Origin of the sequence: Amycolatopsis sp. 505 (assembly GCF_031625235.1) — a bacterium.
Classification (GTDB): Bacteria; Actinomycetota; Actinomycetes; order Mycobacteriales; family Pseudonocardiaceae; genus Amycolatopsis.
Genome location: NZ_JACKQP010000005.1, coordinates 128614 through 140817 on the forward strand (window position 1 = coordinate 128614; position 12204 = coordinate 140817).

At 73.9% G+C, this 12204-nt stretch carries 9 protein-coding genes; 2 read left to right on the forward strand and 7 right to left on the reverse strand.

All coding sequences use genetic code 11. The annotated features are described in order from the left end of the window. Nucleotides 1-12: 12 nt before the first annotated feature. The gene (locus H5965_RS19710; protein WP_310971497.1) at nt 13-3273 is read right to left on the reverse strand and encodes a glucodextranase DOMON-like domain-containing protein; all 3261 of its coding nucleotides are present in this window, start codon (nt 3271-3273) and stop codon (nt 13-15) included. A gap of 123 nt (nt 3274-3396) precedes the next feature. On the opposite strand from H5965_RS19710, the gene H5965_RS19715 reads away from it, so the two are divergent. Then, nucleotides 3397-3807 carry an ATP-binding protein gene (locus H5965_RS19715; protein ID WP_310971498.1) on the forward strand — a complete coding sequence of 137 codons (411 nt, stop codon included), beginning with the start codon at nt 3397-3399 and terminating at the stop codon, nt 3805-3807. Here H5965_RS19715 and H5965_RS19720 read toward each other — a convergent pair. The 6 genes from H5965_RS19720 to H5965_RS19745 all read right to left on the reverse strand — a co-directional run bounded on the left by H5965_RS19720 (nt 3804) and on the right by H5965_RS19745 (nt 11634). Beyond that, complete coding sequence (locus H5965_RS19720) at nt 3804-4535, reverse strand: GAF and ANTAR domain-containing protein (RefSeq protein ID WP_310971499.1); 732 nt, start codon at nt 4533-4535, stop codon at nt 3804-3806. The genes H5965_RS19715 and H5965_RS19720 overlap by 4 nt on opposite strands. A gap of 255 nt (nt 4536-4790) precedes the next feature. Next, a complete protein-coding gene (locus H5965_RS19725; RefSeq protein WP_310971500.1) occupies nt 4791-5093 on the reverse strand; it encodes an STAS domain-containing protein in 303 nt (100 codons plus the stop codon). After that, complete coding sequence (locus H5965_RS19730) at nt 5090-9169, reverse strand: SpoIIE family protein phosphatase (RefSeq protein WP_310971501.1); 4080 nt, start codon at nt 9167-9169, stop codon at nt 5090-5092. The genes H5965_RS19725 and H5965_RS19730 overlap by 4 nt, the downstream gene beginning before the upstream one ends. An 85-nt stretch (nt 9170-9254) precedes the next feature. Continuing rightward, complete coding sequence (locus tag H5965_RS19735) at nt 9255-9674, reverse strand: ATP-binding protein (protein WP_310971502.1); 420 nt, start codon at nt 9672-9674, stop codon at nt 9255-9257. Further along, the gene (locus tag H5965_RS19740; protein ID WP_310971503.1) at nt 9671-11254 is read right to left on the reverse strand and encodes a SpoIIE family protein phosphatase; all 1584 of its coding nucleotides are present in this window, start codon (nt 11252-11254) and stop codon (nt 9671-9673) included. Before H5965_RS19740 ends, H5965_RS19735 begins: the two co-directional genes overlap by 4 nt. Next, nucleotides 11254-11634: an STAS domain-containing protein gene (locus H5965_RS19745; RefSeq protein WP_310971504.1), complete on the reverse strand. Its 381-nt coding sequence runs from the start codon at nt 11632-11634 to the stop codon at nt 11254-11256. Before H5965_RS19745 ends, H5965_RS19740 begins: the two co-directional genes overlap by 1 nt. Nucleotides 11635-11802: 168 nt before the next feature. On the opposite strand from H5965_RS19745, the gene H5965_RS19750 reads away from it, so the two are divergent. Then, the gene (locus H5965_RS19750; RefSeq protein WP_310971505.1) at nt 11803-12186 is read left to right on the forward strand and encodes an STAS domain-containing protein; all 384 of its coding nucleotides are present in this window, start codon (nt 11803-11805) and stop codon (nt 12184-12186) included. Nucleotides 12187-12204: the final 18 nt, after the last annotated feature.

Genomic DNA, 12204 nt, shown 5'->3' on the forward strand with positions numbered 1-12204 from the left:
GCCGCCAGCTTGTCAGCCCACGGGCACCCCGCGCACCGAAACCGGGCCGCGTGTCGGGTCCAGCTCGAGCTTCTGGTCCACACCGGACGGCGTCAGCACGTCGAACGCCTTCGGCGCGGTCGCCGGGTCGGCGGCGCAGACCGGGGCCGTCCCGCCCGCCGCGCACAGGCCGAACGTGTACTGGCCCGCCGTCGGCGTGAACGGCCGGGCCTGGTCCGGCGAGTTGCCGTCCTGGCCGGTCAGCACCACCGCGAACGTCCAGCCCGGCCCCGGTGTCCCGAAGGCCGACTTCGCCACGCTGACCGTGATGTACCGCGTTGCCTGCGAAGCCTGCACCGACGGCGTTGCCAGCGAAGCGCCCGAAGCGTCGACGAGCGCCGGGTCGGCGAAGCCCTGGACCTCGATACGCCTGCTCCACGCGTCCTGTGGGGCGATCGTGTACCCCCGGCTCGGGAACGGCGCCGCGGTCGACGTCGCCGTCGCCGCCGGGTCGTGGCCGTAGATCGTCAGGAGCTGGGCGCCCAGCGGGGAGCCGAACGTCGGTGACAGGTCGCGGACCTGCGCCCGGAACACCAGCGTGCTGCCCGAATCGATGATCTGGAACCGCTGCAGGTCGAACGCACCCGCGTGGAAGTCGCCCGCCGTCGGGTACGTGTACGTTGCCGGGCCGTTGTCGTCGCCGTCCGGGTCCGTCGTGTCCAGCAGCACCGTTCCGGTGACGAAGTCCGAGCTGATCGTCTTCTGCGCGTAGCCCGTTCCGGCGCCGGTCGCGGTCGCCGTGACGACGTTCGCGCCGAGCGGCGTCGGCACCGTCGCGCTGAACGTCCCCGCCGCCGAAGCCCGGGTCGACAGCACCGTGGTCGTCCCCGCGTCGGTGGCCGAGACGGCGAGGTCGACGCGGCTGCCCGCGGGCGCGGTGCCGGTGACCTGGGCGGTCGCCGTGGACACCGACGCGGGCGCGTCGAGCGTGACCGGCAAGGCGGCCGGGGCGGCGGCGTACCGCGCACGGACCTCGGCGGGCTGCTCGGGCAGCCGGCCGTCGGCCAGGGCCCGGGCCAGGCGCACCGACTGCGACTGCGCCCAGCTCAGCGGCGCCACCGAGCCGACGGACTGCCCCGGCGTGAAGCCGATGGACGCCGTCTTCGGGTCCGTGCCGTACGGGGACGCGGGCAGCGCCGGGTTCTCCCAGATCTGCTCGGGGATCAGGCCCGTCCCGTTCGTCTGGGCCCGCATCGCCCGCAGCAGGGCGGCCGCGCCGGCCCGGTCGCCGGTCTGGACCGCCTGCTCGCCGCGTTCGCCGGCCAGCACCGGCCACAGGTGCCCGGACCCGGTGTTCGCCGACGGCCAAGGCGCGCCCGTCGGGCCGCAGTTCGTCGGGTCCGGCTCGTAGCAGTCGCCGTAGCCGTCCTCGCTGCCCGCCGCCGACGTCCCGTAGCGGTACCAGCCCGGCCCGGCCGGGGTGTCCCGCTTGATCACGCGGTCCACGACGGCGAGCGACGCGGCGACGTCGGGGTCGTTCGCGGGCAGCACGCCCAGGCGGGTCAGCTCGAGGAAGCCGGCGTCGACGACCGCGCGCTGGTCGGCGTCGATCGAGCCGTTGCCCAGGTTGTAGAACCACTCGGAGTTCGGGTCGCCGTTCTTGGTCAGCCGCAGGAAGTACCGGCCGCCGTACGGCCCGTTCGACGTCACGGTCCAGCCCTTGATGCTGCGCTGGAAGTGGTCGGCCGTGGCCCGGTAGACGTCCGCGCGCGCCCGGTCGCCGTTGCGCTCGGCGATCACGCCCGCGGCGACGAGCCCGGCGATCTCCGCGGCGATCGTCGAGGGGGAGTAGCCGCCCTGTTCCTCCCAGCGCTCGGACCCGAACGCCGGGCCGTGCGCGACGACGAAGTCCGCGGCCGCGCGGATGTGGTCGGTGTACAGCGTCCGGTCGCGGTCCAGCCCGGCCTGCAGCGCCATCAGGATCGGGTACGCGCTCTCGTCGAGCTGGTCGCCGCCGGAGTCGGGCGCCTTCTTGCCGTTCAGCATGGAGTTGCGCGGGAAGCGGCCGTCCGGCTGCTGCTGGCGGGTGAACAGCCACCGGACGCTCGCCCGCGCCGTCTCGCGGTCGCCGGCGGCCAGGAGACCCGAGAAGCTTTCGTAGAGGTCACGCGCGAAGATCTCGCGGTAGGAGCCGAAGTAGACCGGCTTGCCGCCGGGCGCGTCGCCCGCCGGCACCGCCTGGCCCCACGGGCTGCCGAGCGACGCGACGACCGCGCCCGGGAACGTCTTGTCCTCGCTGGCCTTCAGCACGTTGACCGACTGGTAATACGCGTCGGAATCCTTGCCTCGCAACGGAATCAGCCCGTTGTCGTAGTCACGCCACTCGCCCGCGTACTGCCGGTAGCTCGCCTCGAACGGCGTGCGCAGGCTCGCTCCGGCGGTGGCGACGGCGGCCCGGGCGTCCGCGCCGAAGCCGAGCGCCAGCACGGCCGGGCGGCGCGGCTGCAGGTCCAGCTGCGCGGTCTGGACGACGTTGCCGTCGGCCGCCGACGGCGTCGTGTCGGTGAGCCGGTGATCGCGATCCAGCTGGGCGAGCCCGTCGCCGGCCGTGCCGGCGAACCCGCTGGACGTGCTGAGGAACCGGCGGTCGGCGCGCAGGGCGGCGGCCAGCGGGGTGCCGTAGTCGCGGGCCGGCGCGCTCGACACCGTGTTGCGGTCGGCGCTGACCAGCGCGGACGTCGCCGCGTCGACCGTGGCGGTGTCGCCGCCGCCGTTGGCCGGGCCCCCTCCGCCGTTGCCGTTGATGCTCGCGTCGAACCGCACGTAGACCTTGAGGTCCCGGCCGGAGCCCTGCAGCGGCTCCAGCCGGGTGCGGATGAGCACACCGGTCCGGGCCGGGTCGGTCAGGTACTCGGTGACCAGCCGGTACCGGCCGCTGCGCGGGGTCGACGTCACCTCGCAGGCCATCCCGCCCGCGCTCGTGCGGACCGTGTAGGTCATGTCCCGCGCCTGCAGGTCGGTGAAGCTGCGCCCGTCGGTCACCGCGAACTGCAGCGTTTCGACGTTCGTGTTGTCGATCACCGGCGCGTAGACGTCGGACAGCACGCCGCCCGCCACGGTGAACCACGCCTTGCTCGCCGTGTTCCGCGCGGTGCCGAGGCAGTCCTTGCGGGCCAGGCCGAAATGGGAGAGGGCGCCCGGTCCCGGCGCCGGTGCCGCGGTGGCCGCGGGGGCGGGCAGGAGGGTCGCGGCCAGCACCGCGCACAGCACCACGGACGACGTCGACCGAATCATCCGCCCATCCGATCACGGCCGCCCCGGGCCGCACCAGGTCCGAACGGTGCCCGGATGCCGTTACCGGTGATTGAGAATCCGAACCCGTGGGTAGCAAACCTGATGTCCCCCGAGGAGGTGAACGTGGAAGAGCTGGGATCGGACGGATGGCGGTACCGCGGCACGATTTCGCCACGGACGCTGCCGAGCCTGCGCCGGCACCTGGTGTCGTGGTTGCGGCGGCGGGCCGGTGACGAGGTCGGGCGCCAGGCCGACGACGTCGTGCTGGCCTGCTGGGAAGCGATGGCCAACGTGCTCGACCACGCCTACCACGGCCGCCCGGGGCTGATCGACGTCCGCGCCCGGATCGACCAGGAGGTGCTGATCGTCATCGTCGCCGACCAGGGCCGCTGGACGACCCTGGAAGAGCGCGCGGACGGCGGCCGCGGCCTGCGCCTGATCCAGGCCCTGGTCGACGGGCTCGACCTCCGCTCGACCGACGGCGGCACGGTCATCACGCTCACCTGGCCGTTCCCGGCCCGCCACACCGCCTAAGGCGATTCCGCCGAGGACAGGTCTTCGACGAACCGGGCCGCGATGTCCCGCAGCTTCACGTTGGTCCGCTGCGACTCGGTGACCAGCCGTTTCATCGCGTCGTCGGCGCCGATCCGGTGCACGGCCATCAGGATGCCCTTGGCTTGCTCGATCACCGCCCGCGACCGCATCGCCGCTTCGAGCTCGACGGCCCGCTGCCGGGCCTGGTGGTAGCGCCGGGTGGTGCGCAGCCCGAACGAGACGACCGTGGTGTAGAGCTGCAGCAGCCGCGAATCGGTCTCCGCGAAGCCGTGGTTGCCGTAGCCGAAGAGGTTGAGCGCCCCCGACAGGCGTTCGTCGACGCGCAGCGGCGCGGCGAGGTAGCTGCCGACGCCGAGGTCCAGGGCCCGCGCGGTGAACTCGGGCCACGCCGCCCCGGCCGTGGCCAGCGGCACCCGGACGATCTCGCCGGTTTCCGCGGCCTGCAGGCAGGGGCCGGCAGCCGCCGCGTACTGGGCCCGGTCGATTTCGACGGCGCGCTCGTCCGTGGCGGCCGCGGTGGTCGGCTCGCCGTCGCGGATCGCGGTGATGCTCGCCATGTCGGCGCCGGGTACGGCCCGGACGGCTTCCGCGCAGACGGCGTCGAGGATCTCCGCTTCGGTCGGCTCGGTCTCCAGAGCGCCCGTGAGGTCCGCCATCGCGGCGGTCAGTTCGTCGAGGTCTTCGGGCAGGATCGGTTCACCGGTCACTCGATCATCTCCCGTCCCGGACGGCGGCGGCTCGTGCCGGACCGCTGCTGCTTCAACGGAACGGCAGAACCTTACTCGCGTATGCGGCGCGATCCGCAACACCGGATCGGAGAGAGGGCGGTGGCACCCGGCCCGTCGCTCGCTGCTGAACGTCGTGGGTTGGGCGCCGGGGCCACCTCGCGACGGACGGCAGCACAACCCACCCGACGCACCGTCGCTGCGGCCTGCTTACCCCGTGTGCCCGAGGTCAACCGTTCAGCGGACCATGACCTTCGTGACCTGGGTGAGCCCGGACACGCGCAGCACCCGGTCGAGCAACCGCGGCGCGAGCAGCCGGAGGTCGTGCTCGCCCGCCCGGTCGAACAGCACCGCGATGCCGGCGCTGTCGAGGTAGGTCACCCCCGTGAGGTCCACGGTGACGGCGGGGCCCGCGGCCAGCTCGCGGTCCAGCGCCGCGCCGAACTCGGCGGCGTTGCCCATGTCGATCTCACCGGTGACGGTCAGGACCCGGTCGCCGTCGTCACCCGGGCCGCCGACCAGTGTGAGTGCCGTCGTCACGAACCGATCCTCCATTCCAGCGTGACGGTGGTCCCGGACTCGTCGTGCCGGAAGGCGACCGCGTCGGCCAGCGCTTCCATCATCGGCACGCCGCGTCCGCGCAGCACGTGGTTGTCCGGCGGCGGCTGCTTCCAGTGCCCCCGGTCGGTCACCGTGACGACCAGGTGCGCGCCGGTGAGCCGGGCCGCCAGGTGCGCGGTCGCCCCGGTGCCGTCGCCGTAGGCGTGCTCGACGGCGTTGGCGCAGGCCTCGCCCGTCGCGACCAGCACGTCCTGGGCGAGGTCCGGCTCGAGGGCCGCGTTGGCCAGCCATGCCCGCAGCCAGTGCCGGGTCGAGGCGAGGTGGTCCGGGTGGGCGGCGAATTCGAAGTCCAATGCGGGCACCGATCTGCGGTAGAGCAGCAGCGCGACGTCGTCCTCGTAGCCGCCGTCCGGGCGGAGCCGGTCCATCAGGGCGGCGGCGACGTCGTCGAGTTCCACGTCCCGCGTGTCGTGGGCGACCTCGGTGGCCCGGTCCATGCCGTCGTCGAGCGACTCGCGGCGCCGCTCCACCAGCCCGTCGGTGTAGAGCATCAGCAGCGAGCCGATCGGCACCACCGCGGTGGCCTCCGGACGCGGTTCCGCGACCCGGACGGCCAGCGGCACGCTGCTGCCGGCGTCGAGCTGCTCCGCCGGGCCGTCGAGGTGCACCAGGGTGGCGGGCAGGTGCCCGGCGCTGCTGTAGGTGAGCGTGCCGGTGGCGGGGTCGAGGACGCCGCAGAACACGGTGGTGCACAGGGCTCCCGGCAGGCGCCAGGCGAAGCGGTCGAGCGCCACGAGGGTGTGCGCCGGGCTGCTGGCCTCCAGCAGCAGCGCGCGGCAGGCACTGCGCAGCTGGCCCATCACCGCGGCCGCGGCGAGCCCCCGGCCGACGCAGTCGCCGACGACGATGCCGATCCGGTCGCCGGCCAGCGGGACGACGTCGTACCAGTCGCCACCGACCTCCAGAGGCGGGTTCGCCGGCTCGTAGCGCACCGCGAACCCGTCGGGCAGCCGGGCCGGGCCGAGGATCGAGCGCTGCAGGGCCAGCGCCACCTCCCGCTGCCGGTCGTCGCGGTGGGCACGGCGCAGGGCGTGCGCCAGCGTCCCGCCCAGCAACGCCAGCAGCGTCCGGTCCTCGGTGCCGAGCGGGCGGTCCGGCGCGGGCTCGACCCAGAGCGTCAACCGGCCGCCGGGGTGGTCGACGGTGGTGCCCGCGCCGCTGTCGGCCGGGGTCGCGTGCAACGCCGGGAGCGAGCGGACGTGGTCGAGTGTCGCGCGCAGCGGCGCGGTGAGGTCCGCCCAGTGCCGGTCGGCGGGATCGGTGGACGCGAGCTCCGGCTCGCCGTCCTGCGGCCAGGTCACCGCGAGGACGCGCTGGGCCTCCCACAGTTCGCGCAGCAGCGCCAGCGCCGTGCGGAGGACCTCCGGCGCTCCGCTGATGCCGGCCAGGCGCTGGTTCATCGCGGCGAGCGCACTTTCGCGCTGCACCGCGTAGCGCTCGGCCGTGACGTCGCGGACCGTGCCGACCACCCGGCGGCGGCCCTCGTCGTCGTGCAGCTGGTTGTACGCGATCGCGGTCCACACCCGGTGCCCGTCCCGGTGCCGCATCGGCAGGACCAGGCTGCCGGCGCGCTCACCCCAGGCGTGCTCGGACGCCTCGACGACCTGGCGGTGGGCGGCGGAGTCGGCGCCGGAGTCCGGCCACCACGGGAACGGCGGGGCGTAGGGCAGCCCGTCGGTGCCGAAGCCGAGCAGTTCGGTGAACGCCGCGTTGATCTCGACGACCCGGCCCTCGGCGTCGCAGACGAAGAAGCCTTCCTGCAGCGAGTCGATCATCGCCGCGCGCCACCGGGTGTGCTGGGTCCGCAGCCTCGCCAGCTGGACGGTCGTGCGGACGCGGGCGAGCAGCTCCCGCGCCGAGAACGGCTTCACGAGGTAGTCGTCGGCTCCGGCGGCCAGGCCGTCGACGGCGGCTTCCTGCCCGGCCCGTGCCGAGAGCAGCAGCACCGGCACGGCGGCGGTGCGCGGGTCGCCGCGCAGCTCGGCGAGCAGGCCGAGGCCGTCCAGCCGCGGCATCATGACGTCGCTGATGATCAGCTCGGGCGGCTCGGCGCAGGCGGCGGCGAACGCCTCGACGCCGTCGCGCACCGCGGTGACCGCGTAGTCGTCGCGCAGCAGCCGGACGAGGTAGTCGCGCATGTCGGCGTTGTCGTCGGCGACCAGCACCCGGGCCCCCGCGGCCGCGGCGGGCGCGGGCCGGGACTCTTCACCGGTGTCCGGCAGCCAGCGCAGGGCTTCCTGTACGTACGGTTCCGCGGACTCCGCGACGGGCCCGCCGCCCGTCGGCTCGGCGACGACGTGCTCGGCGGGCAGGTGCCGGGTACCCAGCGGCACCCGCACCCGGAAGGTCGTCCCGGCGCCGGGTGTGCTCTCCACGGTGACGCTGCCGCCGTGCATGCCGACGAGCTCGCGCACCAGCGCCAGGCCGATCCCGCTGCCCTCGTTGGACCGCGCCCGTGCCGACGGGATCCGGTGGAACCGCTCGAACAGGCGCGGCAGCTCGGCGGCGTCGATCCCGATCCCGGTGTCGGACACCGAGACCACGGCGTGCCCGGCTTCGACCGTGCTGGTCACCCGGATCGCGCCGTCGAAGGTGAACTTGACCGCGTTGGACAGCAGGTTGAAGACGACCTTTTCCCACATCCCGCGGTCGACGTGCACCGGCTGGTCCGACGGGCGGCAGTCGACTTGGAACACCAGCCCGGCCCGCTCGACGGCGGCGCGGAAGACGCTCGCCAGCTCCGCGGTGAACGTGCCGAGGTCCACCGGTTCGAAGCGCGCCTGCATCCGGCCGGCTTCGATCCGGGAGAAGTCGAGCAGGTTGTTCACCAGCCGCCCCAGCCGCAGGGCGTTGCGCTGGATGACGTCGACCTCTTCGCGCACCCGGTCGCCGGCGCCGTCGAGGGCCTCCCGCAGCTCGGCGGCGGGGCCGAGGATCAGCGTGAGCGGGGTCCGGAACTCGTGGCTGATGTTGGCGAAGAACGTCGTCTTCGCCGCGTCCAGCGCGGTCAGCTCCTCGGCACGCTGCTGCTGGGCCTGGTACGCGATCGCGCTGTTGACCAGCGCCGTCGTCTGCTGGGCGACCAGCCCGAGGAACGTCCGGTACGACTCGTCGAGCGCGCGCCCGGAGCTCGCCGCCAGCACGATCACGCCGGTGGCCGCGTCGCCGGCGTCGCCGGGCAGCGGCAGCACGACCGCCTCGGTGGGCGGGGTGGACCAGCCGCCCGGCGGCAGCTCGCCGATCGTCCCGCCGGACACGGTCCGCGCGACGCCGTCGGCGAGGACGTCCTTCAGCGGCCAGGCGGCCGCATCACCCGCGCCTTCGCCGCCGGGGGTGACGGCCGCGAGCGCGAGTTCGCCGTCGCCGTCCCGGATGTGGATCGCGGCGTAGGGGACGTCCGCGCCGGCCCGGCCCAGCACGCCGGCGACCAGTTCGCAGGCCTCGCCCACGGTCCGGGCGACGCCGGCCTGCGCGCCGAGTTCGCGCAGCGTCGCCAGCCGCCGGGCGCCGATCACGCGCTCGGTCGTGTCGGTGACGGCGGTGAACACGGCCCGGACCTGGCCGAGATCGTCGTGGACCGGGCTGTAGGAGTACGTCCAGTAGGTCTCTTCCCAGTAGCTGTGCCGGTTCATCGGCAGCAGCAGGTCCTCCGACCAGGTCGCCTCGCCGGTGGTCATCACGCTGTCCAGCATCGGGCCGATGATGTGCCAGATCTCGCCCCAGACCTCCGCGCCCGGCTTGTCCAGCGCCGGGTGCTTGGTGCCCAGCAGCGGCAGGTACGCGTCGTTGTAGAGGAACCGCAGCTCCGGCCCCCACCAGACGATCATCGGGAAGCGGGAGGTGAGGCAGATCCGGACCGCCGTGGTCAGGCTGGCCGGCCAGTCCCGGGGCGCGCCGAGCGGGGACGACGTCCAGTCGAAGTCCCGCATCCGGGCGGCCATCCGGCTGGTCCCGGGAAACACGGCGCGGTGGCCGGCCTCTTCCCCGACGCTCATCACACTCCAGGTTCACGCGGCCCAGGCCGAGCCTACCCGTCCGGGCACCGCTTCGCCGGGTGCGTGCGACGCCGCGTCCGGGTGATCAGCCGCCGGTCAGCCAGGTCATGGTGACCGTGGTGCCGTCGTCGCGGTGCACCTGCGCGCTGTGGTCGGCGAGGGTGTCGATGAGCAGCAGGCCGCGGCCCCGCAGGCCGTTCGAGGCGACCGGCGGGCGCCAGGTGCCGTAGTCGGTGACGGTCACGGTCAGCCGTCCGGGCGAGGCCTCGGCCCGGACGTCGACCGGGCCCGTCTCGCCGGCGGGGTAGGCGTGCTCCGCCGAGTTGGCCATCGCCTCGTAACCGGCGAGGACGATGTCCTCCCGCCGTTCGAGGCCCAGCGGCAGCGTGGCCAGCCACCGGGCCAGCGCTTCCCGCAGTTCCGGCAGCCGCTCGGCGATCGCGGCCGTGCGCCGGTGGAAGGAGGCCGGGGGAGCGGGCGCGCCGGGTTGGAGGGGGTCCGTCATGGGCTGTCCTCTCCGCGGTGGCGCACGTGGATCACGGCGATGTCGTCGTCGTGCCGTCCGCGCGTCAGTTCGTCGACGAGCTTGTCCCACGCCGTTTCGAGGTCGGCGGCGGTCAGCAGGCCCGGGATACCCGCCAGCAGCCATCCGACGCCCAGCGTGAGGTCACGGGTGCGGCTTTCCACCAGGCCGTCGGTGTAGAGCACCAGGTCCGCGCCGACCGGGAAGCCCACGGTGCGCTGCGGGAAGACCGAGCCGACGCCCAGCGGCTGCGCCAGCGCCTCGCCGATCTGCTCGGGCGGCTCGCCCGGGCGGACCAGGATCGCGGGCAGGTGGCCGGCGTTGGCGTAGGCGAGCGTCCCGTCGGCGGGCCGGTGGACCGCGTAGAAGCAGGTCACGAAGCTTTCGCCGAACAACCCGGTGGTCAGCTCGGAGACGTTGCGCAGCACCTCCGACGGCGGCAGCTCCAGCAGGGCGTAGCTGCGGACGGCCGTGCGGACCTGGCCCATCACCGTCGCCGCGGTGACGCCGTGGCCGACGACGTCGCCGATGACGAACGCGGTGGCCCCGGACGGCAGCCGGATCACGTCGAACCAGTCGCCGCCGACCTTGCTCCCGGTGGCCGCGGGCAGGTACCGGGTGAACACGTCGAGGCCCGGGGTGGGCGGGGCGACCGGCAGCATACTGCGGGACAGCTCCGTGGCGAGGGTGCGCTCGCGCTCGTAGAGCCGGGCGTTGTCCAGCGCGATGGCCGTGTAGGCGGCGATGCCCTCGGCCAGGTACTCGTGCCGCGCGGTGAACCGGTCCGGCTCGGGGTGGCCGAAGAAGAACCCGCCCAGCACCTCGCCGGAGGTCGGGCTGATCACCGAGACGGCGAGGTAGCTGCACACCGGCAGGTGGCCTTCCGGCATCCCGTGGTGCGGCGCGTTCCGGCCGAACCGCGGATCCTGCGTGATGTCGGGGCTGCGGACGGTGCCGGCGCCGTCGAACGTCGGCGCGAACACGTCGGTGTTGCGCGGCATGGGGAACCGGGCGAACGCCTCCCGCGGCACCCCGGAGATCGTGTACAGCGTGTACGACTCGCCGAACTCGTTGACCAGGTTGTAGAAGAACGCGCCGAAGCCGGCTCCGGTCGCCTTCGTGGCCGCGTCGGTCGCGTCCTGCACGATCCGGTCGATGTCGAGCTGTGCGGTCAGTTCCCGGCCGGTGGAGTGCAGCGCGTCCAGGACCGCGGCTTCGCCCCGCAGCCGCCGGACGGTGGCGGCCAGGCCGGCAGTGGCGGCGTCGATCGCGGCGGCCGCGGCCGCGGGCACCCCGCCGAGGTTCTCGGTGGTATAGACCAGTGCGCCGCGCTCGCCGCCGTCGGCCGCGACGGCGACCGCGTGGGTGATCTCCCTGCCGGGCACCAGGTCCGCGAGCACCTCGGGATCGGTCACCGCCCGCGCGAAGTGCTCGCCGAGCACCGCGCGCACCTGGGCCGGGCCGAGGGTGTGGACCTCGGTGGCGGCCGGGACGCCGTCGCCGCCGACGAAGGCCCCCCGCACCGCGTCGAGGACCGCGTCGAATTCCGAACCGGACGCCATCAGGGAGCCAGCGCTTCGGACAGCGACGGGTAGATGGCGAACTCGTCGATCAGCCGGGTCAGCTCCAGCGGGCGCAGGGTGATCCGGCCGGTGGCCACCACCCGCAGCGGCGCCGAGGCGGCCGGCCCACGATGGGCCCGGACCAGCTCGGCCATGCCCGCCGAGGCCAGGAACGTGACGCCGGTCAGGTCGATGACGAGCAGCGACGGCTCCAGCCGCGCGGCCCGTTCGGCCAATTGGCGCAACTTGGGGGCGAGCGCGAGGTCGAGGGCGCCGTCGACGCGCAGCACCGCCACGCCGTCCCGGTGCTCCAGCACGACCGATCCCGCGGGCCCGGCGGCGTCGTCGAGTGAATCCCCCGTCACGTCCCGTTCGCCCATGGCGCCCATCTTGCCTGCTGGCAGAGGCGGCCGAAAGCGGAAGGGGTGCTGACACGGCGGCGGGTCGCCCGGGCAGGCATGATTGACAGCGGTTGAGCAGACAGCCTTCGTGATCACGCACGCCCGCCGGTTCCCCGGTGGAGCTGCCGAAGGCGAGGAGAAAAACACATGACCGAGCACACCCACCTCGAAAGCTCGGCCACCGCTGTGCCGTTCGGGGAGTTCCGGATCGCCCGGACGGAGCAGGGAGAAGCAGTCGTCGTCGAGGTCGTCGGCGACGTGGACACGACGACCGCACCGGCGCTCGTGCAGGCCGCGGACGAAGCACTGGCGGAGCAACCGCCGGTGCTGGTGGTCGACCTGACCCGCGTCGAGTTCCTCGCCTCACCCGGTCTGACCGCGTTGCTGACCATCCACCGCAACGCCGGGACCGGCACCGCGGTGCGGATCGTCGCGTCCGGCCGGGCCACCCTGCGCCCGATCCAGCTGACCGGGCTGGAGGAGAGCCTTTCGCTCTTCCCGACCCGCGAAGCGGCGCTCGCCGGGTCCTGACCCGATCGTCCCGGCCGC

Coding starts and splice junctions, on each gene's coding strand:
- H5965_RS19710 (WP_310971497.1), bottom strand. CDS start 3,273: ATGATTCGGTCGACGTCGTCCGTGGTGCTGTGCGCGGTGCTGGCCGCG.
- H5965_RS19730 (WP_310971501.1), bottom strand. CDS start 9,169: ATGAGCGTCGGGGAAGAGGCCGGCCACCGCGCCGTGTTTCCCGGGACC.
- H5965_RS19735 (WP_310971502.1), bottom strand. CDS start 9,674: ATGACGGACCCCCTCCAACCCGGCGCGCCCGCTCCCCCGGCCTCCTTC.
- H5965_RS19740 (WP_310971503.1), bottom strand. CDS start 11,254: ATGGCGTCCGGTTCGGAATTCGACGCGGTCCTCGACGCGGTGCGGGGG.
- H5965_RS19745 (WP_310971504.1), bottom strand. CDS start 11,634: ATGGGCGAACGGGACGTGACGGGGGATTCACTCGACGACGCCGCCGGG.
- H5965_RS19750 (WP_310971505.1), top strand. CDS start 11,803: ATGACCGAGCACACCCACCTCGAAAGCTCGGCCACCGCTGTGCCGTTC.